Source organism: Deinococcus misasensis DSM 22328 (assembly GCF_000745915.1).
Taxonomy (GTDB): Bacteria; Deinococcota; Deinococci; order Deinococcales; family Deinococcaceae; genus Deinococcus_C; species Deinococcus_C misasensis.
This window is the reverse complement of sequence record NZ_JQKG01000017.1, coordinates 55,610-80,396: the sequence shown is the minus strand read 5'-3', so window position 1 is coordinate 80,396 and position 24,787 is coordinate 55,610. Positions and strand designations below refer to the sequence as shown.

The 24,787-nt window shown below is 55.7% G+C and carries 25 protein-coding genes; 9 read left to right on the top strand and 16 right to left on the bottom strand.

The features are described from left to right. Positions 1-28 precede the first annotated feature (28 nt). The 7 genes from Q371_RS27040 to Q371_RS12840 form a co-directional block, all read right to left on the bottom strand. Complete coding sequence (locus Q371_RS27040; protein ID WP_157442696.1) at positions 29-238, bottom strand: hypothetical protein; 210 nt, start codon at positions 236-238, stop codon at positions 29-31. A gap of 313 nt (positions 239-551) precedes the next feature. Next, positions 552-1,355: a cyclase family protein gene (locus Q371_RS12860; RefSeq protein ID WP_034341282.1), complete on the bottom strand. Its 804-nt coding sequence runs from the start codon at positions 1,353-1,355 to the stop codon at positions 552-554. 23 nt (positions 1,356-1,378) lie between these two features. Next, entirely contained in the window at positions 1,379-2,305 is a 927-nt protein-coding gene (locus tag Q371_RS12855; protein ID WP_034341224.1) for a nucleoside hydrolase, read from the bottom strand. A gap of 90 nt (positions 2,306-2,395) precedes the next feature. Beyond that, positions 2,396-2,563 (bottom strand): hypothetical protein, encoded by a 168-nt coding sequence (locus Q371_RS27035; RefSeq protein WP_157442695.1) that lies wholly within the window; start codon positions 2,561-2,563, stop codon positions 2,396-2,398. Positions 2,564-2,596: 33 nt separating this feature from the next. After that, the gene (locus Q371_RS12850) at positions 2,597-2,953 is read right to left on the bottom strand and encodes a DUF2089 domain-containing protein (protein ID WP_034341223.1); all 357 of its coding nucleotides are present in this window, start codon (positions 2,951-2,953) and stop codon (positions 2,597-2,599) included. 109 nt (positions 2,954-3,062) lie between these two features. Beyond that, positions 3,063-3,620 (bottom strand): SHOCT-like domain-containing protein, encoded by a 558-nt coding sequence (locus tag Q371_RS12845; protein ID WP_034341222.1) that lies wholly within the window; start codon positions 3,618-3,620, stop codon positions 3,063-3,065. 11 nt (positions 3,621-3,631) lie between these two features. Then, positions 3,632-4,408: a DUF4097 family beta strand repeat-containing protein gene (locus Q371_RS12840; RefSeq protein ID WP_034341220.1), complete on the bottom strand. Its 777-nt coding sequence runs from the start codon at positions 4,406-4,408 to the stop codon at positions 3,632-3,634. 212 nt (positions 4,409-4,620) lie between these two features. Here Q371_RS12840 and Q371_RS12835 point away from each other — a divergent pair, with 212 nt between their 5' ends. Next, complete coding sequence (locus tag Q371_RS12835) at positions 4,621-5,151, top strand: HD domain-containing protein (RefSeq protein ID WP_034341218.1); 531 nt, start codon at positions 4,621-4,623, stop codon at positions 5,149-5,151. Positions 5,152-5,230: 79 nt separating this feature from the next. Here Q371_RS12835 and Q371_RS12830 read toward each other — a convergent pair whose 3' ends face one another. After that, positions 5,231-5,512, bottom strand: coding sequence for an Lrp/AsnC family transcriptional regulator (locus Q371_RS12830; RefSeq protein WP_034341216.1), 282 nt, complete (start codon positions 5,510-5,512; stop codon positions 5,231-5,233). Positions 5,513-5,719: 207 nt separating this feature from the next. Between Q371_RS12830 and Q371_RS25765 the strand changes: the two genes are divergently transcribed. The 3 genes from Q371_RS25765 to Q371_RS12815 all read left to right on the top strand — a co-directional run bounded on the left by Q371_RS25765 (position 5,720) and on the right by Q371_RS12815 (position 8,069). Next, positions 5,720-7,096: an Ig-like domain-containing protein gene (locus tag Q371_RS25765; RefSeq protein WP_051964271.1), complete on the top strand. Its 1,377-nt coding sequence runs from the start codon at positions 5,720-5,722 to the stop codon at positions 7,094-7,096. A gap of 235 nt (positions 7,097-7,331) precedes the next feature. Next, positions 7,332-7,568, top strand: coding sequence for a hypothetical protein (locus tag Q371_RS12820; protein WP_034341215.1), 237 nt, complete (start codon positions 7,332-7,334; stop codon positions 7,566-7,568). A gap of 45 nt (positions 7,569-7,613) precedes the next feature. Continuing rightward, positions 7,614-8,069, top strand: coding sequence for a DUF2269 family protein (locus tag Q371_RS12815; RefSeq protein ID WP_034341213.1), 456 nt, complete (start codon positions 7,614-7,616; stop codon positions 8,067-8,069). Here Q371_RS12815 and Q371_RS12810 read toward each other — a convergent pair whose 3' ends face one another. Both Q371_RS12810 and Q371_RS12805 read right to left on the bottom strand, forming a co-directional pair. Then, positions 8,070-10,994 (bottom strand): GAF domain-containing protein, encoded by a 2,925-nt coding sequence (locus Q371_RS12810; RefSeq protein WP_051964269.1) that lies wholly within the window; start codon positions 10,992-10,994, stop codon positions 8,070-8,072. It abuts the gene before it with no gap. 183 nt (positions 10,995-11,177) lie between these two features. After that, positions 11,178-11,852 (bottom strand): response regulator, encoded by a 675-nt coding sequence (locus tag Q371_RS12805; protein ID WP_034341211.1) that lies wholly within the window; start codon positions 11,850-11,852, stop codon positions 11,178-11,180. A 430-nt stretch (positions 11,853-12,282) separates the two neighbouring features. Between Q371_RS12805 and pabB the strand changes: the two genes are divergently transcribed. The 3 genes from pabB to Q371_RS25760 all read left to right on the top strand — a co-directional run bounded on the left by pabB (position 12,283) and on the right by Q371_RS25760 (position 15,472). Further along, positions 12,283-13,992 (top strand): aminodeoxychorismate synthase component I, encoded by a 1,710-nt coding sequence (pabB, locus tag Q371_RS12795; protein ID WP_051964267.1) that lies wholly within the window; start codon positions 12,283-12,285, stop codon positions 13,990-13,992. Next, on the top strand, positions 13,980-14,564 hold the full coding sequence (locus Q371_RS12790; RefSeq protein WP_034341207.1) for an anthranilate synthase component II: 585 nt from the start codon (positions 13,980-13,982) through the stop codon (positions 14,562-14,564). Before pabB ends, Q371_RS12790 begins: the two co-directional genes overlap by 13 nt. Before the next feature lie 182 nt (positions 14,565-14,746). Next, positions 14,747-15,472, top strand: a complete 726-nt coding sequence (locus tag Q371_RS25760) for an aminotransferase class IV (protein ID WP_051964265.1) — start codon at positions 14,747-14,749, stop codon at positions 15,470-15,472. Here Q371_RS25760 and Q371_RS12780 read toward each other — a convergent pair. The 4 genes from Q371_RS12780 to Q371_RS12765 form a co-directional block, all read right to left on the bottom strand. Beyond that, positions 15,441-17,306, bottom strand: coding sequence for an alpha-amylase family glycosyl hydrolase (locus Q371_RS12780; protein ID WP_034341205.1), 1,866 nt, complete (start codon positions 17,304-17,306; stop codon positions 15,441-15,443). The genes Q371_RS25760 and Q371_RS12780 overlap by 32 nt on opposite strands. Before the next feature lie 200 nt (positions 17,307-17,506). Next, the gene (locus Q371_RS12775; protein WP_051964261.1) at positions 17,507-18,889 is read right to left on the bottom strand and encodes a sugar ABC transporter permease; all 1,383 of its coding nucleotides are present in this window, start codon (positions 18,887-18,889) and stop codon (positions 17,507-17,509) included. After that, a complete protein-coding gene (locus Q371_RS12770) occupies positions 18,886-20,271 on the bottom strand; it encodes an ABC transporter permease subunit (protein ID WP_034341203.1) in 1,386 nt (461 codons plus the stop codon). Before Q371_RS12770 ends, Q371_RS12775 begins: the two co-directional genes overlap by 4 nt. A 64-nt stretch (positions 20,272-20,335) precedes the next feature. After that, entirely contained in the window at positions 20,336-21,535 is a 1,200-nt protein-coding gene (locus Q371_RS12765) for a sugar ABC transporter substrate-binding protein (RefSeq protein ID WP_034341201.1), read from the bottom strand. Positions 21,536-21,903: 368 nt separating this feature from the next. Here Q371_RS12765 and Q371_RS12760 point away from each other — a divergent pair, with 368 nt between their 5' ends. Further along, entirely contained in the window at positions 21,904-23,118 is a 1,215-nt protein-coding gene (locus Q371_RS12760) for an MFS transporter (protein WP_034341199.1), read from the top strand. A gap of 552 nt (positions 23,119-23,670) precedes the next feature. On the opposite strand, the gene Q371_RS12755 is transcribed toward Q371_RS12760, so the two are convergent. Both Q371_RS12755 and Q371_RS12750 read right to left on the bottom strand, forming a co-directional pair. Next, on the bottom strand, positions 23,671-23,985 hold the full coding sequence (locus Q371_RS12755) for a metal-sulfur cluster assembly factor (RefSeq protein WP_034341198.1): 315 nt from the start codon (positions 23,983-23,985) through the stop codon (positions 23,671-23,673). 1 nt (position 23,986) lies between these two features. Further along, entirely contained in the window at positions 23,987-24,301 is a 315-nt protein-coding gene (locus tag Q371_RS12750; RefSeq protein WP_245618328.1) for a rhodanese-like domain-containing protein, read from the bottom strand. A gap of 60 nt (positions 24,302-24,361) precedes the next feature. Between Q371_RS12750 and Q371_RS25755 the strand changes: the two genes are divergently transcribed. Beyond that, on the top strand, positions 24,362-24,775 hold the full coding sequence (locus Q371_RS25755) for a rhodanese-like domain-containing protein (RefSeq protein WP_157442694.1): 414 nt from the start codon (positions 24,362-24,364) through the stop codon (positions 24,773-24,775). Positions 24,776-24,787 lie beyond the last annotated feature (12 nt).

The window sequence follows — 24,787 nt, the reverse complement described above, 5'->3', positions numbered from 1 at the left end:
CCTGTTTTTTTCTGGATCAGGGGTAGGCTCAGGGATTTGCAGGATCCCAATTTTGAAACAGGTACACCTGCTCCTCGGGCTTCTGGTTCTGGGCGGCCAGCAACGCATCAAATTGCCGGGTTCCCGGCAACCAGCCCACAGCGCAACTGCTGCACCAGAGCACCGAATCCCCACAACGGGCTTGTTCTCGGGTCAGGCCTGTATGGCAGGTGGGACAATGGAGGGGCAGGCTTTGCACAAGGTCATACCTTAAGGGAAAACTGGGATTTTTGCAATGGGAAACAGGGGCAAATCAAGGTCTGTGCAAAGTCTGACCTCTGGCAGGTCAACTGAAAAAGCGGTCAGCCATCAGCTCTCAGCAAACAGCCCACCCAGAAGCTTTTGCTTTTGAAAACAGCAAGACACAAAGATAAAAATTGAAAGCCAATCGGATTTTCAGCTCAAAAGGCAGCAAGCAAACTTTCCTTCTGGCTGACCGCTGAAAGCTGAAGGCTGATGGCTCTCTCTGTTGGCATCGCCCGAACAGCGACTTTGAGTTGAATGAAGACCCCTCAATCCACAGGCACCAGAGCCACTGCTCGGGTCCATCCGCTGCTGGCCCTCTGAATTTTGTAAGGCAGTGCCATCACCGTGAAGCCAGAGTCTGGAAGTTCTTCAAGGTGGGCCAGTTTCTCGATCTGGCAGTACTCGTTTTCCAGACCGTAAAAATGGGATTCCCAGAATTCGGTTTTGCCCTGCATGGCCTCTGGAAAAGTCACGTTGAAGGGTCGGTCGAGGCCCCACGCATCAATCCCGATCAGCTTCACCCCTTGTTCCACCAGAAAAGCAGTGGCTTCTCGGGTCAAACCTGCGTGTCGGTGGTCGTAGCCTTTTTCCTTGAAGAATTGCGAGGCCCCTGTGTGGATCAGCACGATGTCACCGGCTTTCAGGGTGTGCCCGATGCGCCCGAGTTCCTGCCCGATGTCCTGCGCGGTGATGCCCTCTCCGGCCTGCTTGTGGGTGAAGTTCAGTTTGACCCCATCCCCCATGCACCATTCCAGAGGCACCTGATCGATGGTGCGAGCAGGGGTCCCATCGGTCATTTGGGGTCCGTAGTGGTAGGGGGCGTCCACGTGGGTGCCCGAGTGGGTGGACAGGGTGACCTGCTCCACGGCCCACGCGTACCCTCTGGGCACGGCTTTTTTCACCTGCTCAAGGGTGAGGCCAAACACCTGCGCCCCGAGGGTCAGTCCCAGCACATGATCGATGTATTTGATGTCGTGCTGGTTGGGCTCAAAGGCCTGTGTGTCGTTGCTGAGGGTGTTGCTGAGGTCGATGATGCGTGCGGTTTTTCCCAGAATGCGTACGGTGTTCATGTTCTCCCCTGTCAAAAATCCATTCACTGAAATGTGGAAAGGCGTTCCAGAATGAGTTTCAGGACCTCTTCCCCATTGGCTTCGGTGGCCACCCAGGTGTTGGGGGCTTCATGGCTTCCCCAGTGGTCGCTGACCGTCCGTCCAAAGTTGATGCCTTCTTGAATGTCGATGTCCACATGCTGGTCGGTGCCAGAGAAAAGCGTCGGATCAATCAGGTAAGCGATGGTGCAGGGATCGTGCAGTGCAGCTCCATCCAGACCGTAACGTTCACGGTAGAACTGCACGTAATGGCCCATCAATTCGGCAGAAATCCGGCCCACTTCGGTGTTCATGGCCTGCAGGGTCAGGATGTGTTCTTCTTTGACCAGCACCTGCAAGGTCACGTTCAGACCGAACATGTGCACCTTGACCCCCGAGTGAAACACGATGTGCGCAGCGTGGGGATCTGCAAAAGCGTTGAACTCTGCCGAGGGGGTCACGTTGCCGTACAGGGTGCTGCCCCCCATCCACACAAATTTTTTCAGCAAAGAAGGCAACTCTGGGGCAAGCCGGAAGGCCAGAGCCACATTGGTGAGGGGACCGGTGGCCACCAGCGTGATTTCGTGGGGGTTGTTTCTGACGGTGTCCACAATCGCCTGTGCTGCATGGAGGTGTTCAGGGGAACGGACAACCTCTGGAAGGTTGCTGGCCTGAAGTCCGGTTTTGCCGTGCACCCTTGTTGCCTGAATGGGTTCGCGGATCAGGGGGGTGGATGCCCCTGCGTAAACCGGCACCTCTTTCTGGGCCAACTGGGTCAGGACCAGCGCATTTCGGACGGTGTGCTCCAGCCCCACATTGCCGTGGGTCGCAGTGATGCCCAGAAGTTCAATCTCGGGGCTGCTTAAAGCCAGAAAAATGGCGATGGCGTCGTCGTGGCCGGGGTCGCAATCGAGCAAAACACGGTGTGTCATCAGGGTCAGGATAACAAATCCAGCCCCTGTTCTGATCAACAGGGGCCAGCGGTTCGGATGTGTGTCGATGTGTGAAGTTCAGGTGGGGTCTCAGGTCTGCAAAACCACGATCTCATGGTCCATTTGCCGGGCCAGTTGAATCAGGTAACGTGCGGCTTTGCGCAACCATTGGGGCCTTTTGTGCCTGAGTGCCCGGGCGATTTCCGCCTGCTGGTAAAGTTCTTGAAGTTTTTCGGTGGCGTGCTGGTGGCTGTCCATGGTGTTTCTGCTTTCTGGAAGCCACCTTCACCTTCACTTCTTCAGACGGCGCAGGGCTTCCTCAGGGCTGATTTCGCCCCGTTCAAGGAGTTCCAGAGTGAGTTCGCTGGGATCGGGTTCAGAAGGTTCATAACCGAGGTCTCTGAGCATGGACTCGAACCGGGCGCGCACGGTGGGGTAAGAGACGCCCAGAATGCGTTCCACTTCCTTGAGGTTGCCGCGCACCTTGATGTAAAGCCGCAGGAACTCAAGACCCTCGGGGCCAAGGGTGGCAAATTCATTCAGTTCAAAGTGGCCTTTGACGGTGACTTCGGACTGCACGAAGGTCAGTTCGGTGACGATGGGTTTCTCCTGAACTCCGGGAAAAGGAATGGGAAGCGGTTTGAGCATGCTTTCAGCTTACTTCCTGACCTCTGGGAGGTTTGCAGGTGGAGGAACAGAGGGCTTTTGCCTCCACCTGCTGCACAGCGTTTGTTCCAAGTTCTTTGTTCGATGTCCTTTATTCGATGGTGAGACGCAACTCTGAGCCGTTTTCGTCTTCAAATTCCATCAGGCGACCCACCGGAGGGTTGTTTTTCAGAAGGTCGGGAATCATCTGGGGATCGATCCCCTGCTGCTGAATCATGTTGAGGGCTTCTTTGGGGATCAATTTGAGGGCGTGTTCGGCCAGAGCGAGGGGCACGTTGGTGCGCAGGTTTGCTCCATTCGAGCTTTCAAATTCCACTTTGAGGGTGGTGGCGGTGCGGGTGGGGTTGCTGCTGAACCCTTTGCGAATGCCACTCAGGGCAGATTCAATGGCACTTTCAATGGTGGCATCAATGCGGGGAGGTCTGGGAGGAAACGGAGGCTCAGGGGCAGGACCACCCAAGCGTCCCATCAGGATGGTTTCCACTTCTACAGTCCCGAGCGCTTCATTGCGCAGCAGGCCCACATAACGTTCCCACTCTTCTGCACCCAATTTCATGCGGGGATGCAGGGCAGAAATCAGCTTGAAGGAGTCATCAGCACTCAGGCGACCCTGTTTGACCATTTCGAGGATTTTCTTGATCTGTTCCATGTTGTTCTCCTTTAACGCACTCTCAGGTCCACGTCGCCTGCATTGATGTTGATGGTCACACTGGCTTCACCGTTGCCCAGCACGGCTTCGTATTTGCCGCCTGTGACGTGGTTGCTGTGTTTGGTGGTGGGGATGCCTCTGGCGTCAAAGTCACCTGCGGTCAGGTTGACGTTCACTCTGGCACTGCTGGAGGGGCTCAGGTTGAGGTCCAGATCTCCGGCCAGCAGTTCGATGCCGTGCTTGCCGTTTTGCAGGTCTGCGGTGATGTCCACATCCCCTGCCTTGGCGCTCACATCAAACCCGGTGACCCCTTCAATGTCGATGTCTCCGGCCTGCACGTTGACTTTCACGTAAGTGGGAACGCCACGGATGTCGAGGTCTCCAGCCAGCAGGTGCACTTCCAGACCTTCCAGAGTGGTGGGCACTTCCAGATTCACATGCACAGGTTTGAACTTGCCAAACATGCCCACCATCTTGTCGAGGAAGTTTCCACTGCCCACCTCAAAGCTGCGCTGGTCTTCCAGAATCCAGCTGTTGCCTTCGGTGCGGATGTGGATGCCTTCGGTGTTGTAACCGACCATTTGAGGTGCTGTGAGGTTGGGGTTGCCTTTGATGTTGAGGTCTCCGGCCCGCAGGTTCATGCGCAGGATGCACTCGTTGCCTGTGGAGGGCAGGCTGATCTGTTTCAGCTCGGGTTGTTTGTGGCCAGCCAGCAATTCTTCGGCTTCCTCGGGGGTGATTTTGCCCTGTTCGAGCAGTTCTTTGACTTTCATTTCAAAATCGGACATGACTCCCTTTCATTTCCAAGGCAGTGGTGATTCAGACGAATTGTGGTGCAGCTCAGGACCAGAAGAAACCGTGGCCCTGCGGGGCCGTTCGCCCGCCTGCCTTCTTGAATAGATGGTAAATCCAAACTTCTATTTTGTCAATATTTGTTTATAGATTATAAAACCTGATTTTACATTTTGATTTTTCATGTCTGGCACGGTAAGCTGCTCGCATGACCCGAGATGAAGCCTTTGAATTGATGTGCCAGCACACCCCCAGCGACTCCCTGCGACGCCACATGCTCAATGTCGAGGCCGCCATGCGGTATTACGCCAGACTCTGGGGCGAAGACGAAGAACAGTACGCCATTGCTGGCCTGCTGCACGACTTTGACTATGAACTCCACCCCGAGGAACACCCCACCTGGGGGGTGCAACACCTCAAAGACCACACCAACGTCTCAGAGGAAATCCTGAACGCCATCCTCGGGCATGCCAGTTACACCGGGGTTCCCCGCGAAACCCGGATGGCCAAGACCCTGTTTGCCGTCGATGAATTGACCGGACTCATTCAGGCAGCAGCATTGATCCGCCCGGACAAGGACATCAAGATGCTGGAACTGTCCAGCGTCAAAAAACGCTTCAAAAACAAATCCTTCGCAGCAGGGGTCAACCGCGAAGAAGTGCAGGAAGGGGCTCAGGATTTGGAAATCGACCTCGACACCCACATGGCCCATGTCCTGAAGGCCATGCAAGAGATGTGAAGCCTCTGAATCAAGCGCAGGGGATAAAATCGTCCCCCTTCTTCAGGGGGACAGCGCAAGCCAAGCAAACACAGGGGATCTAATCTTCTGTCCCAATGGAAAAGCTTTGTTCCAGCAGGTCTTTGCTGTAGGTTTTGAAAGCCAGCATGGTCTGGGTTTTGACGATGCCTTCAATTTTGCGCATGTTCTGGGTGACCACTTCATCCAGAGCGGTGTAATCTGGCATGCGAATCACGGCCACGATGTCCCAGTCTCCGGTGACGCTGTACACATCGGTGACGTGGGGGACTTCAGCAATTTCCTGAGCGGTTTCAACAATGCGCTTGCGTTCAGCCTGAATCAGAACCAGAGCGGTGATCATGGTTTCAGGATACTGCTTTTGGGCCTCTCAAGGCGACCCATGAACGTACACAGCATCCTGTATTTCAGCTTCACAACGAACAGGCGTTTCAAACGGCATGATTTTGATCTGCAACCCAAATGTAAAAAAGTTTTAAAGGCCCACCATCCCTGAAATGGACATTCATAAAGAGATTCGTGACAGCTTGCTTCATAAAATGAAAGTGTGATGCAACACCCTGTGCAGTTTTCCCGGCGTCTGGTTCTGATGGGCGCCCTGCTTGCCCCGACCCTTGCCGCTTGCAATTCTTCCACCGTCAACACTCCTGCGGAGGTGAAAGCGGTGGTGGTCAAACCCTCCTCCCTGACCCTGCAAGTGGGAAGCAGCAAACCTCTGGAGGCACAGGTGGATGCTCCTGCCACCATGGACCATGGGGTCACCTGGAGCACCAGCAACAGTGCTGTGGTTTCTGTCAGCAACAGCGGAACCCTCACTGCCCTGAAAACGGGTCAGGTCACCATCACCGCAACCAGCAAAGCCGATCCCAGCAAGAAAGGCACCTCCACTGTCACTGTGGAACAAGCCCCCACCTCAACGGTCACCGCTGTTCAGGTGACTGCTCCTGCTCTGGAAATGCAAGAGGGAAGTTCACAGGTCCTGAAATCCACAGTCACCGGACAGGGCAATTTTGATGCCAGTGTGACCTGGAGCAGCAGCAACACCGCTGTGGCCACCGTGAACAGCACAGGGATGGTGCAGGCCCTCAAAGCAGGCACCGTCAACATCATCGCCACCAGCAAGCAGAACCCTGCCATTTCGGCCCAGTTGGCCCTGAAGGTTCTGGCTGCACCCGCAGATGTTTTCAACATCACCCTGGTTTTTCCACAGGGCACCCTGCTGACCGCCACCCAGAAACAGGCTTTTTTTGATGCTGCCCAGCGTTGGTCGCAAGTCATCACTGCTGGACTCGAAGACATCGACGAATTTGCAAATGGTGTGCGCATCAAAGTGGACGATGTGCAAATCACTGCAGATGCCGTCAACATCGATGGGGTCGGAAAAATTCTGGGCATGGCCGGACCCGAGTACATCCGGGACAGCAATGGGCTGCCCATCACCGGCATCATGCAGTTTGACAGTGCAGACATGGCCAGCATGGAAAGCAAAGGCACCCTGAAAAACGTGATTTTGCACGAAATGGGACATGTGTTGGGCATTGGCACCCTCTGGGACGCCTTTTTGCAACACAACGGCAATCCGGACTGCCAGAGTGCCACCAGCATTGTGTTCACAGGGACCAAAGCCATGCAGGGTTACCAGAAACTGGGCAAAAGTGGTCCTGTGCCTGTGGAAAACTCTGGGGGTGCAGGCACCAAGTGTGGACACTGGAGCGAAGGAATCTTCGATTCAGAACTCATGACCGGTTACGCCGAGGCAGGCACCATGCCCCTGAGCATCCTGACGGTGGGCGCTCTGGCCGATCTGGGGTATCAGGTGAATTTCGGAGCAGCAGACGCTTACCAGATCCCGAATGCCCTGCAAGCCCCTGAAAAACAACAACTGGGTGAGCAAGAGGTGTTGCTGCGTCCCAAAGGCAAACTCTGAACCTGTTTTGACGCTTGACCATCACACAAGCAGGGTGGCACAGCTTCTATGCTGAAGGCAAGCCACCCTGTAAAATTCGCACGGCTTTGACCTGTTTGTGGATCGAATGGGTTTTCATGGTTTTGCTGCTGGTCATGGGTGTTTTTTTGTGGTTGTTTCAATTGCCAGTCATCAGAAGTGGTTTTGATCAAGGGCCTCAAGGCATGATGATGCTGCAGGGGGTGCTGTTTTTTGCATGGTGTTTGAAATGGCCTTCATCGCATGGCATCTGGTGGTCCGTGGCCTGAAACAGGGTAGGCAAGGGGCGTGGCTCCATGCCTGCATTGTGTTTGGACTGGGCATTTTTCTGGGTGCTGGGATCACAGGGGCAATCGGACTGGTGGCCTTGCTGGATCCTGAGGTCAAGGCCTATGACCAGAGCAAGGCTGATTTCTGGTCAAAAAGCACCTGTCCCCCTACACTGGAAAAGTGATTCATTCAACAAAGGTGAATTTCACATTCCTGCCAGAGGTGATGCATGAAAATTCTTGTTTTGATCCATGTGCTTTCCGCGATCATCGGGGTGGGGCCCACGTATTTTGGCCTGAGCCTCTTGAACGCAGGGAACACCCCAAAAGACCTGCAAAGCATCCTGAAGTTGGGCAAAAGGCTGGAGATGTTTCCCAAAATCGGAGGAACTCTGGCTGTCTTGAGCGGCCTTGCCCTGATTTTGCTGGCCAACTACGGCCCGTTCACCCAGATCTGGTTGCTGGGATCTCTGGTGCTGTACATCCTGATTCAGGCCATTGTGATCGGATTTGTGGCCCCAAAAACAGGTCTGCTGGCCAACTGGGTGTTCGATCCCCAAAATGCCAGTGCCAGCACTTTGCCCGATGAGCAGCAGGGCCTCTTGAAAAACATCCGTCTGGGCCATGTTCTGGCTGCTGCTCTGGGAACCGTTTTGTTTGCCTTGATGGTCTTGAAACCCCATTGATCAGCTTTTGAAAGTGAACACCAGTTCGGTTCCCTCACCGGGACTGGACTGGATTTCCAGAGTGCCCCCAGAGAGCTCCACCCTTTCTCGCAAACCCAACAACCCGAGGTGCCCCTGATGGGCCAGTTCCAGCAGGTTTTGCACCTCGAAGCCTTTTCCATCGTCGATGACATGCACCATGATGTCTTCACCCTGGTAATTGACCCGGATGGCTGCACAGTTGGCTCGGGCGTGCTTGTCGATGTTGGTGAGGGCTTCTTGCACCACCCGGAACAGGGTGAGTTCCACCTCTGAATTCAGGCGACGTTCCTGACCTTGCACCTCCAGGCGGGTGGAGGTCTGCGCGTTGCTGGCGAGCCACTCCAGAGCAGGCAAGAGCCCCAGATCATCGAGGATGCTGGGCCGCAGGTTGCGTGCAAAACGCCGGACGCTGTTGATGGCGGTTTCCAGATCGCTGCGGATGTCTTCCGCTCTGGCTTTCAGGGGGGTGCCATCCAGTTCTTTGCTGAGGCGGTCAATTCTGCGGGTGATGGCCACCAGCACCTGTGCAGTGTCGTCGTGCAGTTCCCGGGCGATGCGGCGGCGTTCCTCTTCCTGCGCTTGCGTGAACAGGGAAAGGTAGGTTCGCAGTTCCATCTGGCGCTCCTGACTGAGCTCCAGAGCCTGACCCCGTTTGGTGATCTCTGCTGCCAGACGGTGTTGTTCGCTGAGGTCGCGGGCCACCGCAAGGTACCCGATGGTGTTTCCACTGCGGGTCAGGGGATTGAGGTTCATTTCAAGGTAAGCGGTGTCCCCGTTTTTGCAATAGGCATGCACCTGATAGACCGTGCTGAATCCGGTGTTCCACACCTCATTGAGGGAAACCCCATCGTGGATCAGCAGGCTGCGGTAATTCCGTCCAATCAGTTCCCTTTCTGAATACCCGAGCACCTTGAAGGTGGACGGGTTGGCATAGGTGATGTTGCCCTCTTTGTCGGTGGCGATGATCAGGTCCTGCGCGGCCTCGGCGAGCAAACGGTACTGGGCCTCTTGACGCTTGAGGGCGTTGAACAACCTCTGGTTGGAGAGCACCAGAGACAACTGGTCTGCCACTGCAGTCAGGAAGTGGATCTCATCCTCAGGGAAGTCGCTGTATGCGCGGGTCATGTCGGCATAGACGTAACCGATCAGGCGTTCCTGTGCGTACAGGGGGGCACAAATGGCGTTTTTGGCTCCGGCCAAGCCCTGCCCAACCGGCAAACGCATGGCTGTGGAGCGCTCAAAGAGGTCTGCAAATTCCGCGACAGGCAACAGGGCCTGCTCTGGATCGATTTCGCTGGTGTAACAGGACTCGATCTGGTAATCGCTGGTCAGGAGCACAATGGCACTGCGGTCTGCCCCGATCACATTGGAAAGGTCTGTGCACACCTGATTCCAGTCCCATTCGGTGACGTTCAGGAAGGCACGGGCAATCTGCAAGAGGATCCCGGCCTGCCGTTCACGACGCACCTCTTCTTCATAAAGGCGGGCGTTCTCGATGGCCAGAGCCGCTTGCCCAGCGAACACCTCTAAAACATACAGGTCTTCCTCGTCGTACTGGATGGCGTGCTCAAAGTACAGGCACAGCCCCCCGAAAACCACCCCTCGGGCAGCCAGAGGGGCACCGATCAGGCCCCGGAAGGGATACCGTCCGGCTTCCATGAGTTGTGCACTGTAACTGTTGCGCCACCCCAGAGGGTTCTGGTGGTAATTCTCGATGGCATCCGGCATGATCTGGGGTTTGTTTTCGGCAACTGCACGGCCCACCACACCCTCGCCGTATCTGGCCCGGATGCGCAGCATGAACTCGGTTTCCAGACCCAGAGCACTGCGGATCGACAGGGTCTTCTTGTCTCTGGACAGCTGAAAAATCGAACAGGCTTTGGCTTTGAAAATGCCCTGCGCATGCTGCAAGATGATTTGCAGCACCTCACCCAGATTCAGGGTGCTGGACAGGGCCAGAGCCACCTTCCTGAGGGACTCTGAAACGCGCCTTTTGCGGGATTCCTCTGCATACAGGCGGGCATTGTCGATGGCAATGGAGGCCTGCTCTGCAAAGGTTTTGGCCAGCATCACATCGTCGGGGGTCAGCCTCTGGCGTTCGCGTGTGGTGTCCATGTAAAGCACTCCAAGGTGCTTCCCACGGGCCTGCAACGGCAAAATGATGCAGGACTGCATGCCAAAACGGTGCAGCCTCTGGCGCAACTCTTCATGACCGGAGTCCGCAGGCAGCACAATCGGCTCAGAGCGCACCACCAGAGATTTGAAGGTGTCGGGAGACAGGCTGATGGTTTCCTCATCGCCAAAAAAACCCTCGAAACCGTAAGAGAAAATCCGCCCGGTTTCTGCACTGCTCTCTCCGAGGGCCTGATACAAACCCAGAAAAGCCCGTTCCAGACCCAGACCTCTGGGGGCCACCTCGACGATCACCCGGAGCACTTCACGCAGGTCCAAGCTGCCCCCGAGCCGACGGGTCAATTCTGCAATGGCCTGCGTTTCGCGGGTCTGGGAAGCACTTTCATCCCGAGCCAGAATGCCTTCCAAGAGCACCCCGATCACAGGCAAAAGTTCCAGAAGCTCTGGGGTGCGCACCGCATTTGCCCCGATCAATTCCAGCAGGTAACACTGCTTGTGGGTTTTGATCGGAATCAGCAGGGAGTGCTCTTTCTCCTGAATCTGGTCCAGTTCGATGGCCTGCTGGACCTCTTCCATCAAGGCACTCAGGGCAAACCCCATCCCCTGAGAACACAACAGGCGCAGGCCTCCAGCATCATGAAGCTGGTACACCTGCCCTCCGTGGGCCCGGGTCAAGTCCAGTGCAAACGCCAAGAGCGTCCGCAGGGCCTCCTGGGAGTTGGAGGCCTGGCTCACACGTTGCAGTTCTGAGAGGATGCGGGTCTCGATCATGGGGGTCAACCGGAGAAGAAGGAGGATTTAGAGCCAAGAGCACCGTACCAAACGATGCTTTGCCTGTCCGGCACTTCAGTCAACTACAGCCTCTGTCTTGCAAAGCAAGCAAAACGGCCTGTGAACAGTTGCCATTGCCTTGACGGCCCTTGACTCTGTGACCTCGGCAGGCCGGATGGGCCTTCAGTCCAGAGCCGAAGGATCAATCCAGCCCTGTTTGATGGCGTACAGCACCGCCTCGGTGCGGCTTCCCACACCCAGCTTGGAGAAAATGTTGGCAAGGTGCACCTGCACGGTTCTGGGGCTGATTTCCAGATCGCGGGCAATTTCTTTGTTGGTGCTCCCGGTGGCGGCAATGCGCAGCACTTCCAGTTCACGGGGAGACAGGGCCTCCACATCATTGGAAGGGGCAGGGGTGGGTGCACTGGGATTGGCAGCAAAACGGCCCAGGACTTTCTTGGCCACACTGGGGTGCAGCACGCTCTCACCCGAGGCCACAGCACGCACCGCCTGAATCAGTTCGTCCTCTCGGGCATTTTTCAGGAGGTAACCTGCAGCACCGGCTTCCAGCAGGGCAAACACGTAAGCATCGTCATCGTAGCTGGTCAAGACCAGCACACTGATGGTGGGGGCCAGGGATTTGATGCGTTTGGTGGCCTCAATCCCGTTCATGCCGGGCATCGATACGTCCATCAGGATCACATTGGGCGTCAGTTTCATGGCCTGATCGATGGCTTCCTGACCGTCTCCAGCCTCACCGATCACCATCAGGTCATCGTGGCTTTCCAGCAGGTCTCGGGTGCCTTTGCGCACCACCGGGTGGTCATCGACCAGAAGAATGCGGATTTTCTCGTCCATAAGCAACAGTCTAACGGATTTTGCACCCTGTTCGCTTGGTTGATTCGGCGTATTTCGCAGAAGGCTGAAGGCTAAGGACCAAGGCGACCTTAAGCTTTGGCTTTTGCAATATAGGGCGAGGCATGCCTCGCCCCTACGTTAGAGACAACAATGTTCTGCCTTCTGCCTTCTGCCTTCTGCCTTCTGCCTTCTGCCTTCTTCTTGCCCCTTAAAGCGTGCCTCGGGGACGGCCCCGTCGGCACTGGGGCGCTGCCTTCTGCCCCCTTCACCTTGTTTCCATCCATCCCACGTGGTATACATACATCGACCCACCTGCCCGCCCGAGGCGGATGCAGACTGGGACAGCTTCTGAACGGGAAAATGTGCTGGCACATGGCACCCCAAGGCTGTCACTGGTCTGGTGGGTGTGGCTCAACCCTGGACAGGATACATGCACAATCCGTGGCTGCTCTTTGAATTCAAAAACCGGACTGGAACTGTGGAGCGGCTGTGCTTCAGGGAACCCGTAAAAATCCTGTGCACCCGAGACCTGGATCAGGTGCGCCCCATGCTGAAAGAGGTCGAGGACTGGACCCGTCAGGGCTTTTATGCTGCGGGTTATCTGGCGTATGAGGCTGCAAAAGCTTTTGATCCCGCCATGCCAGAGGGCCACCCCTGCCAGATGCCTTTGCTGTGGTTTGGCATTTTTGAGTTCCCTTCTCCTGCTCCAGATTTTCCAGAGGATCCCGAGAACCTGCAACTGCACTGGCGCACCTCGCTCAGTGAGGAAAACTACCAGCAGAACATTGCCCTGCTCAAAAAATGGATCCATGAAGGGGAAACCTATCAGGCAAATTACACGCTTCGCCTGCATGCACCGTTTCAGGGGCATCCGTTTCATTACTATCAGCAACTGACCCGTGCCCAGCAGGGGGATTACAGTGCTTTTCTGGACCTCGGGCGCTTTCAGATCCTGAGTGCGTCTCCAGAGTTGTTCTTTCACTGGGATGGCAAAAAAATCATCACCCGTCCCATGAAGGGCACCGTTCCCAGAGGCCGTTTTCTGGAAGAGGACGAAGCCCAGAAACAGGCCCTGAAAACCAGTGAGAAAAACCGCGCAGAGAACCTGATGATTGTGGACCTGATCCGCAATGACCTGAGCCGCATTGCCATTCCGGGCACCGTCAAAGTCTCCAAACTCTTTGAGGTGGAGAAGTACCGCACCCTCTGGACCATGACCTCGACGATTCAGGCCGAAACCCATCCGGGCACCCAACTGACCGAGCTTTTCGAGGCCCTGTTTCCATGTGGGTCCATCACAGGCGCACCCAAAATCAACACCATGCACCTGCTCTCCAAACTGGAAAGCACCGCCAGACAGGTGTATTGCGGAACCATCGGCTACCTGACCCCCGAGGGAGAGGCCATCTTCAATGTGCCGATCCGCACGGTCATCACCGACGATGAGCTGGAACGGGCTGAATATGGGGTGGGTGGAGGCATCACCTGGGATTCGGACCCTTCGGATGAATTTCAGGAGGTCCTGACCAAGTCCCTGCTCTTGACCTACCAGAGCCCCCAGTTTGCCCTGCAAGAAACCCTCCACCTCAAAGATGGGCAGTATCCCCTGATTCGGGAACACATCAACACCCTGATCAAATCTGCCCGGTTCTGGGGCTACCCCGAGGATGCCCAGTCCATGTACGAAGCCCTGTACTTCGCTTCAGAGCAAAACCCCGAGGGGGAATGGCTGGTTCACCTGACCCTGAGTCCCAAAGGTGACCTTTACACCGTCATGGAGCTTTACCCCACAGAGCCTCTGGATTTTGTGGTAGCAGATGAACCCCTTGCAGAACTGTTGCCCCTGCACTTTCACACCACCACCGAAAACGCACAGGACCCTCTGGTGCTGCTGTACCACGATGATGGCCTGATGGCCCAGTTCAATCGGGGCAATCTGGTGGCCAAACTCGGAGAGGAACTGTATACCCCGGCTCTGGAAGACCGCTGGATCACCTGCCCTGCCCTGCAAACCCTGCTGAAACAGGAAAAAGTCACCGAAATCTCCATGAGCCTTGACTGGCTTGCCGAGCACCCCGAGGCCGAATTCTTCCTTGCCCACTTTGCCCTGCTCCCTGTGAGGTTTGCATGGAAGTCCTGATGGTCGACAACTACGACTCGTTCACCTTCAACCTGATGCGGTACTTTCTGGAGTTGGGGGTCAGCGTGACCGTCTGGCGCAACGACCAATTTGAACTGGCAGACCTGCACACCCTGAACCCTGATGCCATCGTGATCTCTCCCGGCCCGAGCCATCCCAGAAACGCGGGCAAATCTCTGGAGGTCATCCAGCATTTCCACAAAAGCATCCCCATTCTGGGGGTGTGTCTGGGCCACCAGTGCATTGCCGAGGTGTTTGGCGCAGAGGTCCGGCCCTCGGGTGCCCCGGTGCACGGCAAAACCTCCAGAGTCACCCACGACAACACCGGACTTTTTGAGAACCTGCCCAGTCCCCTGCGGGTCACCCGTTACCACAGCCTGATCGTGCAAAACCTGCCAGAGGCTCTGGTCGGCAACGCGTGGTCCGAAGACGGTGCCCTGATGGGCTTGCAGCACCAGCAATACCCCACTTACGGGGTCCAATTCCACCCCGAGAGCGCCATGACCGACCGGGGCCACCAGTTGCTGGACAATTTCTTGAAGCTGGCCCGGGCGTTCAAGGGGCACAACTGAGTTGAGTGATTGTTGGGGATGGACATGCTTTGCCGAGAGCCGAGAGCCGAGAGCAACACGCACAAAAAGTACTCAAGGGGATCTGTAGGGGCGAGGCATGCCTCGCCCTAGAATGCTTCAGCCAAAGCTTTCTTTTGCCCTCAGCCCTGTGCCCTTGGCTCTCGGCATCACATAATAAAACCATGCGCCTCATCCCGAGCGATCACGTTGCTTCTCTGGGCCATTGCCTGTACACCACCCTCCGTTTGCACGACCACCGTTTGCTGTTCTGGGAGGAACATCTGGCACGGCTTCAGGCGTCCATGCGGTTTTTTGGTTTTGCGCCTGCTTGGAACGCTGCCGAATTGCGCGTTTGGATTGAGCAGAAGGCTCCAGACTCGGGTCTGTGCAGGATCACCGTCACCGAACAGGAGGTGCTGGTTTCCTTCAGGGGCTTCAAACCCATTCCAGAGCAGGTCACCGTGCTTTTGACCGACCATGTGGTGCATCCGTTGCTGGGGCTGCACAAGACCGGAAACCATCTGCCTTACACGCTGGCTGCGCAGCAAACCTTTCAGGCAGGGGCCTTTGAGGGCTTGATGTGGGATGCCAGCAACAATCATGTGGTGGACGGAACCAGAGCAGGGTTTTTGATTCAGAAAGATGGCCTCTGGACAGAGCCTCTGGGAGGGCTTCCCAGCGTCACCCGTCAGGTGGCTTTGCAGGAGCTCGGGGTCACTGCAAGGGCAGCATGGATCACCCTAGAAGACCTGCTGAATGCAGACCACTTGTGGTTGTGTGGCTCTGGAATGGGGGTTTTGCCTGTACACACCCTCAAATGGAAAGGAGAGGAACGCCATTATGCGTCCTCTCCTCTGCCCGTTCAGCAGGTGGGGCTCATTCCGCCACGAGCACCAGAGATCCCGTGAGCTGAACCCGCTCGGGGTCCACCAGATCGCCAGTGATGGCATTGCGGTAAGTGCCTCTGGGGAGGTCCAGAGAAACAATTCTGGGGTTCAGTTGGTTGCTGACGGCCACCACCACCCGGTCCACTTTGCCGTTTTCGTGGGTGTAGGAACGCTCGTATGCGATGGTATCGTTGCTGCCCAGCAGGAAACGCAGGCTGCCTTGTTGCAGGGCTTTGTGGCTCTTGCGCAGGGCAATCAGCTTTTTGGTGAAGGAAAGCAGATCAAGGTCCCAGGCTTCCTCTTCCCAGGGCATGGTGACCCGGCAGAAAGGCATGGTGCCTTTTTCGTGCTGGGTCAGGCCCACTTCGGTGCCGTAGAACATGCAGGGCACACCCACGTAGGTGTACAACATGGAAAGGGCCACACGCAGTTTGCTTTTGTCGTTCCCGAGGCGGTACAGGGCACGGGCCACATCGTGGGAATCGATCAGGTTCACCTGACTCAGGGCCACCTGAGGGGGCAGGGCCTGATAGGCGTCCCACATCAGGTCCACCACTTCTTCGGCTCTGGCCTGCACGGGCACAAAGCTGCCAGAGGCTTGCGCGAGCCATTCCATCACAGGCAAACCGAAACCGTGGTAGTTCATGACGGCATCTTCACCGCGTCCGTCGAGGGCGTGTTCGGCATCAAAGAAACGCTCTCCGAAAATGAAAGCCTGAGGGTTTTCTTCACGGGCGGCTTTTTTCAGCCGGCGGTGGATTTCGAGGTTGCCTTCATCGGTACCTTTGCGTCCGATCATCTGGGCCACGTCCAGACGCCAGCCGTCAATGCCAGCCTTCAGCCAGTAACGCACCACCGAGTTGGGACCATCGATGAACTCCTGAAAAGCCAGTTCGCTGGAGTAATCCACTTTGGGCAGGGTGGGCACACCGAAAAAGGCCTCGTAGGTGGGGGTGTCGCTGCCATGCCAGGTGAACAGGGTGCGCTCGGGGATGCCGGGGTTGTACAGGGCCTTCTGGAACATGGCATGCAGGTCGCCAGTGTGGTTGAACACACCGTCCAGAATGACTTTGATGCCGGACATGTGGGCTCTGGCCAGCATTTCGTCAAAGGCCCGACGTCCACCAAAGTGGGGGTCCACAGTGCGGTAGTCTTTGGTGTCGTATTTGTGGTTGCTGGGGCTCTCGAAGATGGGGGTGAGCCAGAGCGCATTGACCCCGAGTTCGTTCAGGTATGGAATCGCTTCCGTGATGCCTTCAAGGTCGCCACCGTAATGGGCATGCACGTCACCTTTGCGGTCAGGTGGGGTGCCCCACTCGGCTTTCATGACCGGTTTGGGCACAAAACGGCTGGCCCGCTCTGGATCCACACGGTTGTGCACTTCCACGGTTTCTGGAGCAGGATAGAGGTACTCGTTGTCTCGCACGTCGGTTTCGGTGTTGCCATTTCTGAAGCGGTCCACAAAAATCTGGTAGAAGCAGCTTTTGAAGACCCACTCTGGAACGTTGTGCTCTGCAAGGTACTGGAAGAAATCCCGGTATCCCCTTCTGACCCTCGACACCCCGGCCTGCGTGAAGTAGAAAGAATCGTTGATGAACGTCAGGTGCCATGCGTAAGGGGTGCGGGACTGCTGGAGGGGCAAATCGGCCTCGTACCAGAAGCCTTCTCCATCCAGAGCAGGAATGGCTCTGGCTTTGAATTCGTTGATTTCACCGCTGATGGGAAGCAACAGCTGAACGTGCTCGGGTTGGTGCTTGCTCTTGAGGCGCACTTTGACCTTGCTGCCCAGCCGTGCACCAAGTTGCTCGGTGTAGCCGGGGGTATGATCGTGCCAGACGGTAGCGTTTTGGATCATGGTTTTCCTCCTGAGGATCTAGAAAAAGGGCACAACCCCTTTTTCTAGGAGGTCGTGCCCTTGTGTTGGACAAGCGTTGCCTTTGTGTTTGCTTCCATTTTAGTGCATTGCGAAAGCGCTTCAAGTGATTGAAATGGCTTAGCAACTCTGGAAGTCAAGGCAAAACGTCCTGCTTTGATGCAAACCGGGAAAAAAGAGCGTTACTCTTTCACACCACCGGCCACCTGTCCACCCACAAAGTACTGCTGGAAGGTGTAGAACAGGGCCACGATGGGAAGTGCACCCACCACACTGGCGGCGGCAAAAATGCCCCACTTGGTGGAGAACTGACCACTGGTGAAAGAACGCAAGCTGATGCCGACGGTCCAGTTTTCCACACCGGTCAGCACCACGCTGGCCAGAATGAATTCGGCGTAGGTTCCGATGAAGGTGTTGAGGAACATGAACACCAGCATGGGTCCAGAGAGGGGCAGGATCACCTGGGTGAACACTTGCCATCTGGAGGCACCATCCACCAGAGCGGCTTCTTCAAGGCTGATCGGCAGACCTTCCACGTAACCTTTGAAGATCCAGATGTTGAAGGCCACCGATCCACCTGCGTAAGCCAGAATCAGACCGGTGAAGGTGTTGGACAGGTCAAAGCTGGAGAGCAGGAAGTACACGGCCACCAGACCGATCACGGTGGGGATCATCTGCAGGAACACGAAGGTCAGCATGGTCTGGTAACGGCCAGGGAACGTGAAGCGGGCCACAGCGTATCCACCTGTGGTGGACAGCAAGACCGCCATCGCTCCGGTGATTCCAGAGACCAGCAGGGTGTTGCGGATGTGCAGCAAGAACTTGTTCTCGTTGTCAGGGCCCGTGAACTGGGCAGGGGTCAGGGTGATGACCAGCAGGGCGATGGAAGCCAGCACAGCTCGGGTCACCCAGGCGTGGGCCACTTTCAGAGAACGGGTGTCACTGGTGATTCTGGAGTACAGGTTGATGACCAGCAAAGCCACCAGACCCACCACCGCAGCAATGATGAAACCCCAGTGCCAGGGGGCCAGTTGCACACCATAAATCAGCTTCTCGTAGTTCTCCCAGCTGACCTGACTGAAGTCCGGCAGCACCTTGGAACGCACCAGCAGGTTTTCGCTTTCCACCATGCGGGTGTTGTACAGGCTGTTGCGTGGGTCAAAGCTGGCAGCAAGCACGTAAAACAGAGGGTAGATGGTCCCAAAAATCACGATCCAGAGGGTCAGGTGGGTCACCTGATCGCCCAGAATCGCCCAGAAACTCATGTTTTTGCGACCACGCACGTTCTTCATGAACAGGGTGGTCAAAAAGGCCACCAATCCCAGAGCACCCACGGCTCCCAAAAGCCACATCAGGGCCGTCACCCAGCCGTTTTCCACACGGACAATGGTTGGAAAGAGAGGTGCACGGTAATGCTCTGGGCTGAAGAGCACACTGCCCAGATAGATCACAAAGCCAACCACACCCAGAAAGACCACCCATGGCAAGGCTTTCTCAATGATGCTGGGCTCTCTGTGAACGTAGGGTTTGAATTTTTCCTGGTTTTTCGGAACGCTCCCGCTCATTTCCGGGCCTCCTTAAACACGCCTGCTGCACGGAAGTTCACAATGCTCACTGCAAGGGTCAGCACACCGATGATGATGGCAATGGCACTGGCCAGAGCGTAGTCGTTGCCCCCCTGGTTGGTGAACGCCACGTTGTAACCCCAGGACAGCAAAATGTCGGTGCTCTGGGCCGTGGAAGTGCGACCTTCCTGAGGTGGTCCCCCAGCGGTGAGCAGGTAAATCAGACCGAAGTTGTTGAAGTTGAAGGCAAAACCCGTGAGCAGCAAGGGGGTAAAGGCGCTGCGCAACATGGGAAGGGTGATGGCTTTGACCTGTTGCCAACGGTTCGCGCCGTCAATGGCAGCAGCTTCGTAGAGGTCGTCTGGAATGCTGGCCAGAGCGCTGATGGTGGCGGTCATCATGAAGGGGAAACCCAGCCACAGGTTCACAAAAAGAATGCTGATTTTCGCCCAGAGGGGATCAATCAGCCATCCGATGGGGTACATGCCAAGCAAACCCAAGAGGCGGTTGATCACACCAAAGTTGGGGTTCAGCAAAGCCACCCACATTTGCACGCTGATCACCACAGGAATGGCCCAGGGCAGGAACAGCAGGGAACGGTAAAAGTTGCGGAACTTCAGGCGCTTGTTGGCCAGCAAAATCCCCAGCGTCAATCCAGCAAGGGTGTTCAGGATGATGGTAGAGAGGGCAAAAACCACCGTCCAGATGAAGGTTGGGATCAACTGGATGCTGGCGTTTTTGAAAATTCCGGTGAAGTTTTTGATGCCCACAAACTTGATCAGGTTGACGCGGGTCACCTGAACAAAATTCTGGTTTTCTGGAAGGGGAGCACTCAGGGTGATGGTTTTTTCGCCCAGTGAATCAACCCCTAAAATGACAGGTTTGGTGATGTCTTTGATGTAAACAGCAGCTTTGGCACCTGTGCAGGAAGCATCTTCGCAACGGAAGGTTTCCAGCATGGTGCCGTCACCGGGTTCAGCCACCGTGATCACTTTGCGGTCCGGGCTGATGGAAGTGACATCCATCATGGCGCTCGAATCGGGGGTGCCACCGTTCTGTCCACTGTAGTTGGTGAACGCCAGACCCACAGTCAAGGTCAGGGGGAACACGGTGAAAATCAAAACAAAGATGATCGATGGCAGCAAATAGTACCAGTTGATCATCCAGGGGAATTGTTTAACGATCAGGAATGCCATGGGCAAAAGGATCACTGCCCAGTAAATCAGCAGCATGTAAGCAGGCGCTTCAGGAAAGCTGCTGGTGGTCCACTGGCCAAGCAACCACGCAATTCCCAGACTGGCAAGCAGCAATACAGCGAGAATCGCCAGGGCTGTCACCAATCCTCGCGTACCTTGGGGTGGCACTTCAGTTCGAATGGTCATGGGTTGTCTCCCTCGGCAAGAGAGGCTGGGAGGACTTCCCCCCAGCCTCCAGGTCATTTAAGGCTTACTTGATGTTGGACTTGATTTCTTTGACGGCTGCGTCAAGAATCTTGCCGTAGTCAACGCCAGCTTTGGAGGTGCTGAGGTTCACAGCGTTGCCCCAGGGTCCCCAGACGCTGCCCATTTCGGGCACGTTGGGCATGGGGGTTCCCATGGCGATGGTTTTGCCGAAGCCTGCAACCACAGGGTCACTGGCGAGGGCTTTCTTGGCTTTCTTGCTGACGGGGATGCGTCCACCGGCTTTGTTGAAGTCGATGATGCTGCCAGACTCGGCGAGGAACTTGGCGAAAGCAGCAGATTCAGCTTTGGATTTGCTGTAGCTGTTCATCACGAGGCCCTGCACGCCCACGAAGGGGCTCCACTTGCCAGAGGCTCCGGGAGGGGTTGGGAAGGGCATGATGCCGTAGTCGATTTTGGCTTTTTTGATGTCGCCGATGTCCCAGGGACCGGTCAGGAACATGCCGAGTTGACCGTCCACGAAAGCAGCTTTGGCGAGCTGGCCGTCCACGCCTTCAGGAACCAGTTTGTACTTGTAGCGCAGGTCGTTCAGGAAGGACATGGCTTTTTCAGCGCCAGCGTTGCCGATGCCAAGGTCGCCGGTGTCCAGGGTGCCACCGTTGTTTTTGAAGATGTAGCCGCCGTAAGCGCTGATCACACCGTAGTTCATGTAGCTGTTGGTGAGGTCAGCCAGGAAGCCGTAGGTGCCCTTGGAGGGGTTGGTCAGGGTGGTGGCGGTTTTCAGGAAAGCACTCCAGCTGGTGGGGGCTTTGGGAACCAGTTTTTTGTTGTAGACCACGCCCACAGCTTCAGCGAACAGGGGCACACCGAAAAGTTTGCCTTTGTAGGTGAAGGCGGTCAGACCCACTTTTTCGATGTCGGACTTGGCAGCGCCCGTCACGTATTTGCCCATGTCTTCCACCACACCAGCAGCGGCCATTTCGCCGAGCCAGTCGTGAGGAATGGTGGCAACCAGATCAGGACCTTCGCCTTTGGAAGCGCCGTTGATCATTTTGGTTTTGATGTCACCAAAGGGAACAGCCACAACTTCGACGGTGTTGCCGGTTTTGGCGCCGAAGGATTTGGCAGCGTTGACCAGCCAGGCTTGCTCTGGGCCACTGTAGTGGGTCCAGACGGTGATCTTGGCAGCTTGGGCACTTCCGAGGGCCAGGCTGAGGACAGCCATTGCAAGGGTTGCTTTTTTCATGCACTTCTCCTTTACTGGTCGACTGACCCATTTGGTAACGCTTCCACTTATTTTGGAAGCGTTTCCCCCTAGTTGAATCAGTTGATACCTGTAACCCAATGTAACTCAGGTTGGCCTCAAGGTCAATCGTTGGGGGCAGTCTTCTGTGGGTGTGGTGACCTAGACAAAACTATAGTTGAACCCTGTTTGAAATGCAAGATATGCAAAATTTAACGTCCTATTATGCTATAAATCGCGTGCTCATGCGGGTTTCACCCATAAAGCACCCAAATTTTGCAAAAGATCGTCACTTTGCACTGACCCTGACCATTTCGAAATTGTCATTTCTTCTGGAAAGTCAAAAAGTGACCGTATGGTAACATCAAAACATGAAAGGCTCGAAGCCTCTGGGACTTCTTTTTCTGACCATTTTCATTGCCATGCTGGGATTGAGTGTGCTGTTTCCAGTGTTGGCTCCCCTGTCCAAGGAACTCGGGATCACCACAGCACAAACCACCTGGCTTTCCACGGTGTACAGCCTTGCCCAGTTTCTGAGTGCTCCATGGTGGGGCCACCTCTCTGAGACCCGAGGCCGCAGACCCATCCTGATCCTCGGACTGGTGGGGTTTGCCATCTCTTTTGGGCTTTTCGGGTACATGGCCCACCTCGGGATGGAAGGCACCCTGACTGGCAGTGCCCTCCTGATTGCTCTGCTGCTGGCCCGCATTGCAGGCGGTTTGCTGTCCAGTGCAACCCTGCCCACGGCCCAGGCTTACATCGCAGACATCACCCCTCCAGAGAAACGCGCTGGAGCAATGGGTCTGATTGGTGCTGCTTTCGGTCTGGGAATCATTTTTGGTCCAGCCATTGGTGGGGTGCTTTCGCAGGGAGGCAACCTGCTGGTGCCCATCTTCTTTTCGTCTGGCCTCGCTCTGGTGACGGCCACAGCAGCTTTCTTCTTGTTGCCAGAATCCATCCACTTGCGGCCCCAAGTGGAAAAACAGCCTGTCAAAGTCAGCTTTTTGAAAGGCGAGATTCCAGTCCTGCTGGTGATTTCCATGTTGACCACCCTGGCCAGTGTGGGCATGGAACAGACGGTGTCTTTCTACATCCAGGACAATCTCAACCTTTCTGGCAAAGAAGCCGTGCGCACCATTGCCACTTCGCTGTTCATCTTCGGTATGGTGGCAGTGGCAGTGCAGGGCGGTCTGATCCGTCAACTTTCCAAGAAAGTCGCCCAATCCACCCTGATCTGGATGGGTCTGGCCATCATGGGGGCAGGAATGCTCCTGATGCCCATCATGCACACCTTCTGGGGCATCACTTTTGCACTGTGTGTGATTGGGTTTGGCAGTGCCTTCATCGGACCCAGCATTTCCACCGCCCTGTCTTTGCAGGTGGCATCCAACCAGCAGGGCAGCATTGCAGGTGTGAACAGTTCTGCCACGGCTCTGGGAAGGATGCTGGGCCCCATCATTGCAGGGTACCTGTACCAGTATGTTTCCCATGGCAGCCCTTATCTGTTCTCTGGAATCTTGCTGATGGTGCTTCTGGTGGTGGCTTTGCTCAGCCTGAAACCTCAAAAGTCGACAGTCACTGCCTGAATCGACGGCAGCAGACGGTAAAATCGGGATTTCAAGTCAGGGGTACGTGTTCCCCCTGACTTTTTTTCTGCAGCCGGGTGTGCTAGGTTGTTATGCAACAGGTGGGCCTTCCAGAGCCTGCCTCAATTCTGCAAAACCAGACTCGGGTATTTCAGGCTTGTGCCAGAGACGCACAAGCCTGTTGCATTGTGCACCAAATGATGCACCACCAATCACATCCCTTTGTTTTTGGTGTATTGAAGCGGTTTTGCCATTTATGGAAATCATTCCACAACTTCATGGAATCGTTCCACAGGCATAAAACAGCAATTGGAATCAAAATGAACAATCACAAATCCCAAAATTCGGCATGCTCGTGAGGGAATTTTTTCACCGCTAGAACTTCAAGCAATGTCCGTGGGTTTTGCAGAAAAACCCGTGCTTTTGTGCGTTTGTACCTTATATATAGGGCCTGTAAATTTCAGCCACTGCATTTCCACTGCTTTTGGACATTTTGAGCCGATACCCACAACAAAAAAACCCTCCGCAGAGGGTTCTGGAACGTTCAGAAGATCAGACGTTGAAGCCAAACATCCGCATCTGGCGTTTGCCATCTTCGGACATTTTTTCGGTGGTCCATGGTGGAGTCCACACAAAATCCACGTTGACTTTGTTGACCTCTTCCAAACGCATCACAGCCAGTTCGGCATCTGCACGGATCATGTCCTGCACAGGACAACCCACACTGGTGAGGGTCATTTCGATGTCCACGGTGCCTTCTTCTGAAATCTGCACATCATAAACCAGACCCAGATCCACCACATTGACGGGAATCTCGGGGTCTTTCACCACTTTCAGGGCTTCCAGCACCTGTTCAACGGTTGGCACGTCATTCTCCTTTCACGTGAGGCAGACCCTCATTGACCCAGGCCATGGTGCCTCCGGCCAGATTGACCACGTTGGAATAGCCGTTCTGCAAAAGGTAGCTGCCTGCTCGAGCACTGCGGGCACCGCTGCGGCAGATCATCACCAGTTCGCGGTCCTGGGGAATTTCGGTGTAACGGGCTTCGAATTCAGAGAGGGGAATCAGCTGTGCACCTTCAGCATGCACTTCCTGATACTCTCCGGGCTCGCGCACATCGATGAGCAAAGCTCCGGCCTGCACACGGGCCAATCCTTCCTGAGGGCTCACATCTTCAATCATGGCACTCAGCATAACAAAGGAAATCCTGCAAAACAGTCCATGGGTTACACTGCAAAAGCCATGACTGAACAACCCCTCAAGCACCTCCTTGATTTGCGCGATGAACTGGACCGTGAAGCCGAACCTCTGGGGCTGTATTTTGAAGGTTTTGAGGCCACCGCTCTGGACCTTGCCACCCTGGAACAGGGAGAACACCACCTGACCCCAGAGCACACCTATCTGGTGGTCTGTGAGGTGGGTCAGAAAAGCAAACTGGCCGTGATGTATTTGCAGGCCGATGGCATTCAGGCCAGCCATCTGGAGGGGGGGATTCTGGGCCTCCGCAAGCAGACGGAACAGGAGCACCGTCTTCCCTATTCGGATGCATTGTTCAAAAGAGGACTCCTGCATCCCAGAGTTCGGTTTGTGGCCAGAGATGGGGACACCCTGGTGATCCGAGGGGCCTTGAGCCAGGACGACCTGCGCGACATGTGATCCGCAAAATGC

Bases quoted from the DNA above. Each gene is read 5' to 3' on its own strand.
- Q371_RS12860 (WP_034341282.1), bottom strand. From the start codon at position 1,355: ATGAACACCGTACGCATTCTGGGAAAAACCGCACGCATCATCGACCTC.
- Q371_RS12855 (WP_034341224.1), bottom strand. From the start codon at position 2,305: ATGACACACCGTGTTTTGCTCGATTGCGACCCCGGCCACGACGACGCC.
- Q371_RS27035 (WP_157442695.1), bottom strand. From the start codon at position 2,563: ATGGACAGCCACCAGCACGCCACCGAAAAACTTCAAGAACTTTACCAG.
- Q371_RS12850 (WP_034341223.1), bottom strand. From the start codon at position 2,953: ATGCTCAAACCGCTTCCCATTCCTTTTCCCGGAGTTCAGGAGAAACCC.
- Q371_RS12845 (WP_034341222.1), bottom strand. From the start codon at position 3,620: ATGGAACAGATCAAGAAAATCCTCGAAATGGTCAAACAGGGTCGCCTG.
- Q371_RS12840 (WP_034341220.1), bottom strand. From the start codon at position 4,408: ATGTCCGATTTTGAAATGAAAGTCAAAGAACTGCTCGAACAGGGCAAA.
- Q371_RS12835 (WP_034341218.1), top strand. From the start codon at position 4,621: ATGACCCGAGATGAAGCCTTTGAATTGATGTGCCAGCACACCCCCAGC.
- Q371_RS12830 (WP_034341216.1), bottom strand. From the start codon at position 5,512: ATGATCACCGCTCTGGTTCTGATTCAGGCTGAACGCAAGCGCATTGTT.
- Q371_RS25765 (WP_051964271.1), top strand. From the start codon at position 5,720: ATGCAACACCCTGTGCAGTTTTCCCGGCGTCTGGTTCTGATGGGCGCC.
- Q371_RS12820 (WP_034341215.1), top strand. From the start codon at position 7,332: ATGGTGTTTGAAATGGCCTTCATCGCATGGCATCTGGTGGTCCGTGGC.
- Q371_RS12815 (WP_034341213.1), top strand. From the start codon at position 7,614: ATGAAAATTCTTGTTTTGATCCATGTGCTTTCCGCGATCATCGGGGTG.
- Q371_RS12810 (WP_051964269.1), bottom strand. From the start codon at position 10,994: ATGATCGAGACCCGCATCCTCTCAGAACTGCAACGTGTGAGCCAGGCC.
- Q371_RS12805 (WP_034341211.1), bottom strand. From the start codon at position 11,852: ATGGACGAGAAAATCCGCATTCTTCTGGTCGATGACCACCCGGTGGTG.
- pabB (WP_051964267.1), top strand. From the start codon at position 12,283: ATGCACAATCCGTGGCTGCTCTTTGAATTCAAAAACCGGACTGGAACT.
- Q371_RS12790 (WP_034341207.1), top strand. From the start codon at position 13,980: ATGGAAGTCCTGATGGTCGACAACTACGACTCGTTCACCTTCAACCTG.
- Q371_RS25760 (WP_051964265.1), top strand. From the start codon at position 14,747: ATGCGCCTCATCCCGAGCGATCACGTTGCTTCTCTGGGCCATTGCCTG.
- Q371_RS12780 (WP_034341205.1), bottom strand. From the start codon at position 17,306: ATGATCCAAAACGCTACCGTCTGGCACGATCATACCCCCGGCTACACC.
- Q371_RS12775 (WP_051964261.1), bottom strand. From the start codon at position 18,889: ATGAGCGGGAGCGTTCCGAAAAACCAGGAAAAATTCAAACCCTACGTT.
- Q371_RS12770 (WP_034341203.1), bottom strand. From the start codon at position 20,271: ATGACCATTCGAACTGAAGTGCCACCCCAAGGTACGCGAGGATTGGTG.
- Q371_RS12765 (WP_034341201.1), bottom strand. From the start codon at position 21,535: ATGAAAAAAGCAACCCTTGCAATGGCTGTCCTCAGCCTGGCCCTCGGA.
- Q371_RS12760 (WP_034341199.1), top strand. From the start codon at position 21,904: ATGAAAGGCTCGAAGCCTCTGGGACTTCTTTTTCTGACCATTTTCATT.
- Q371_RS12750 (WP_245618328.1), bottom strand. From the start codon at position 24,301: ATGATTGAAGATGTGAGCCCTCAGGAAGGATTGGCCCGTGTGCAGGCC.
- Q371_RS25755 (WP_157442694.1), top strand. From the start codon at position 24,362: ATGACTGAACAACCCCTCAAGCACCTCCTTGATTTGCGCGATGAACTG.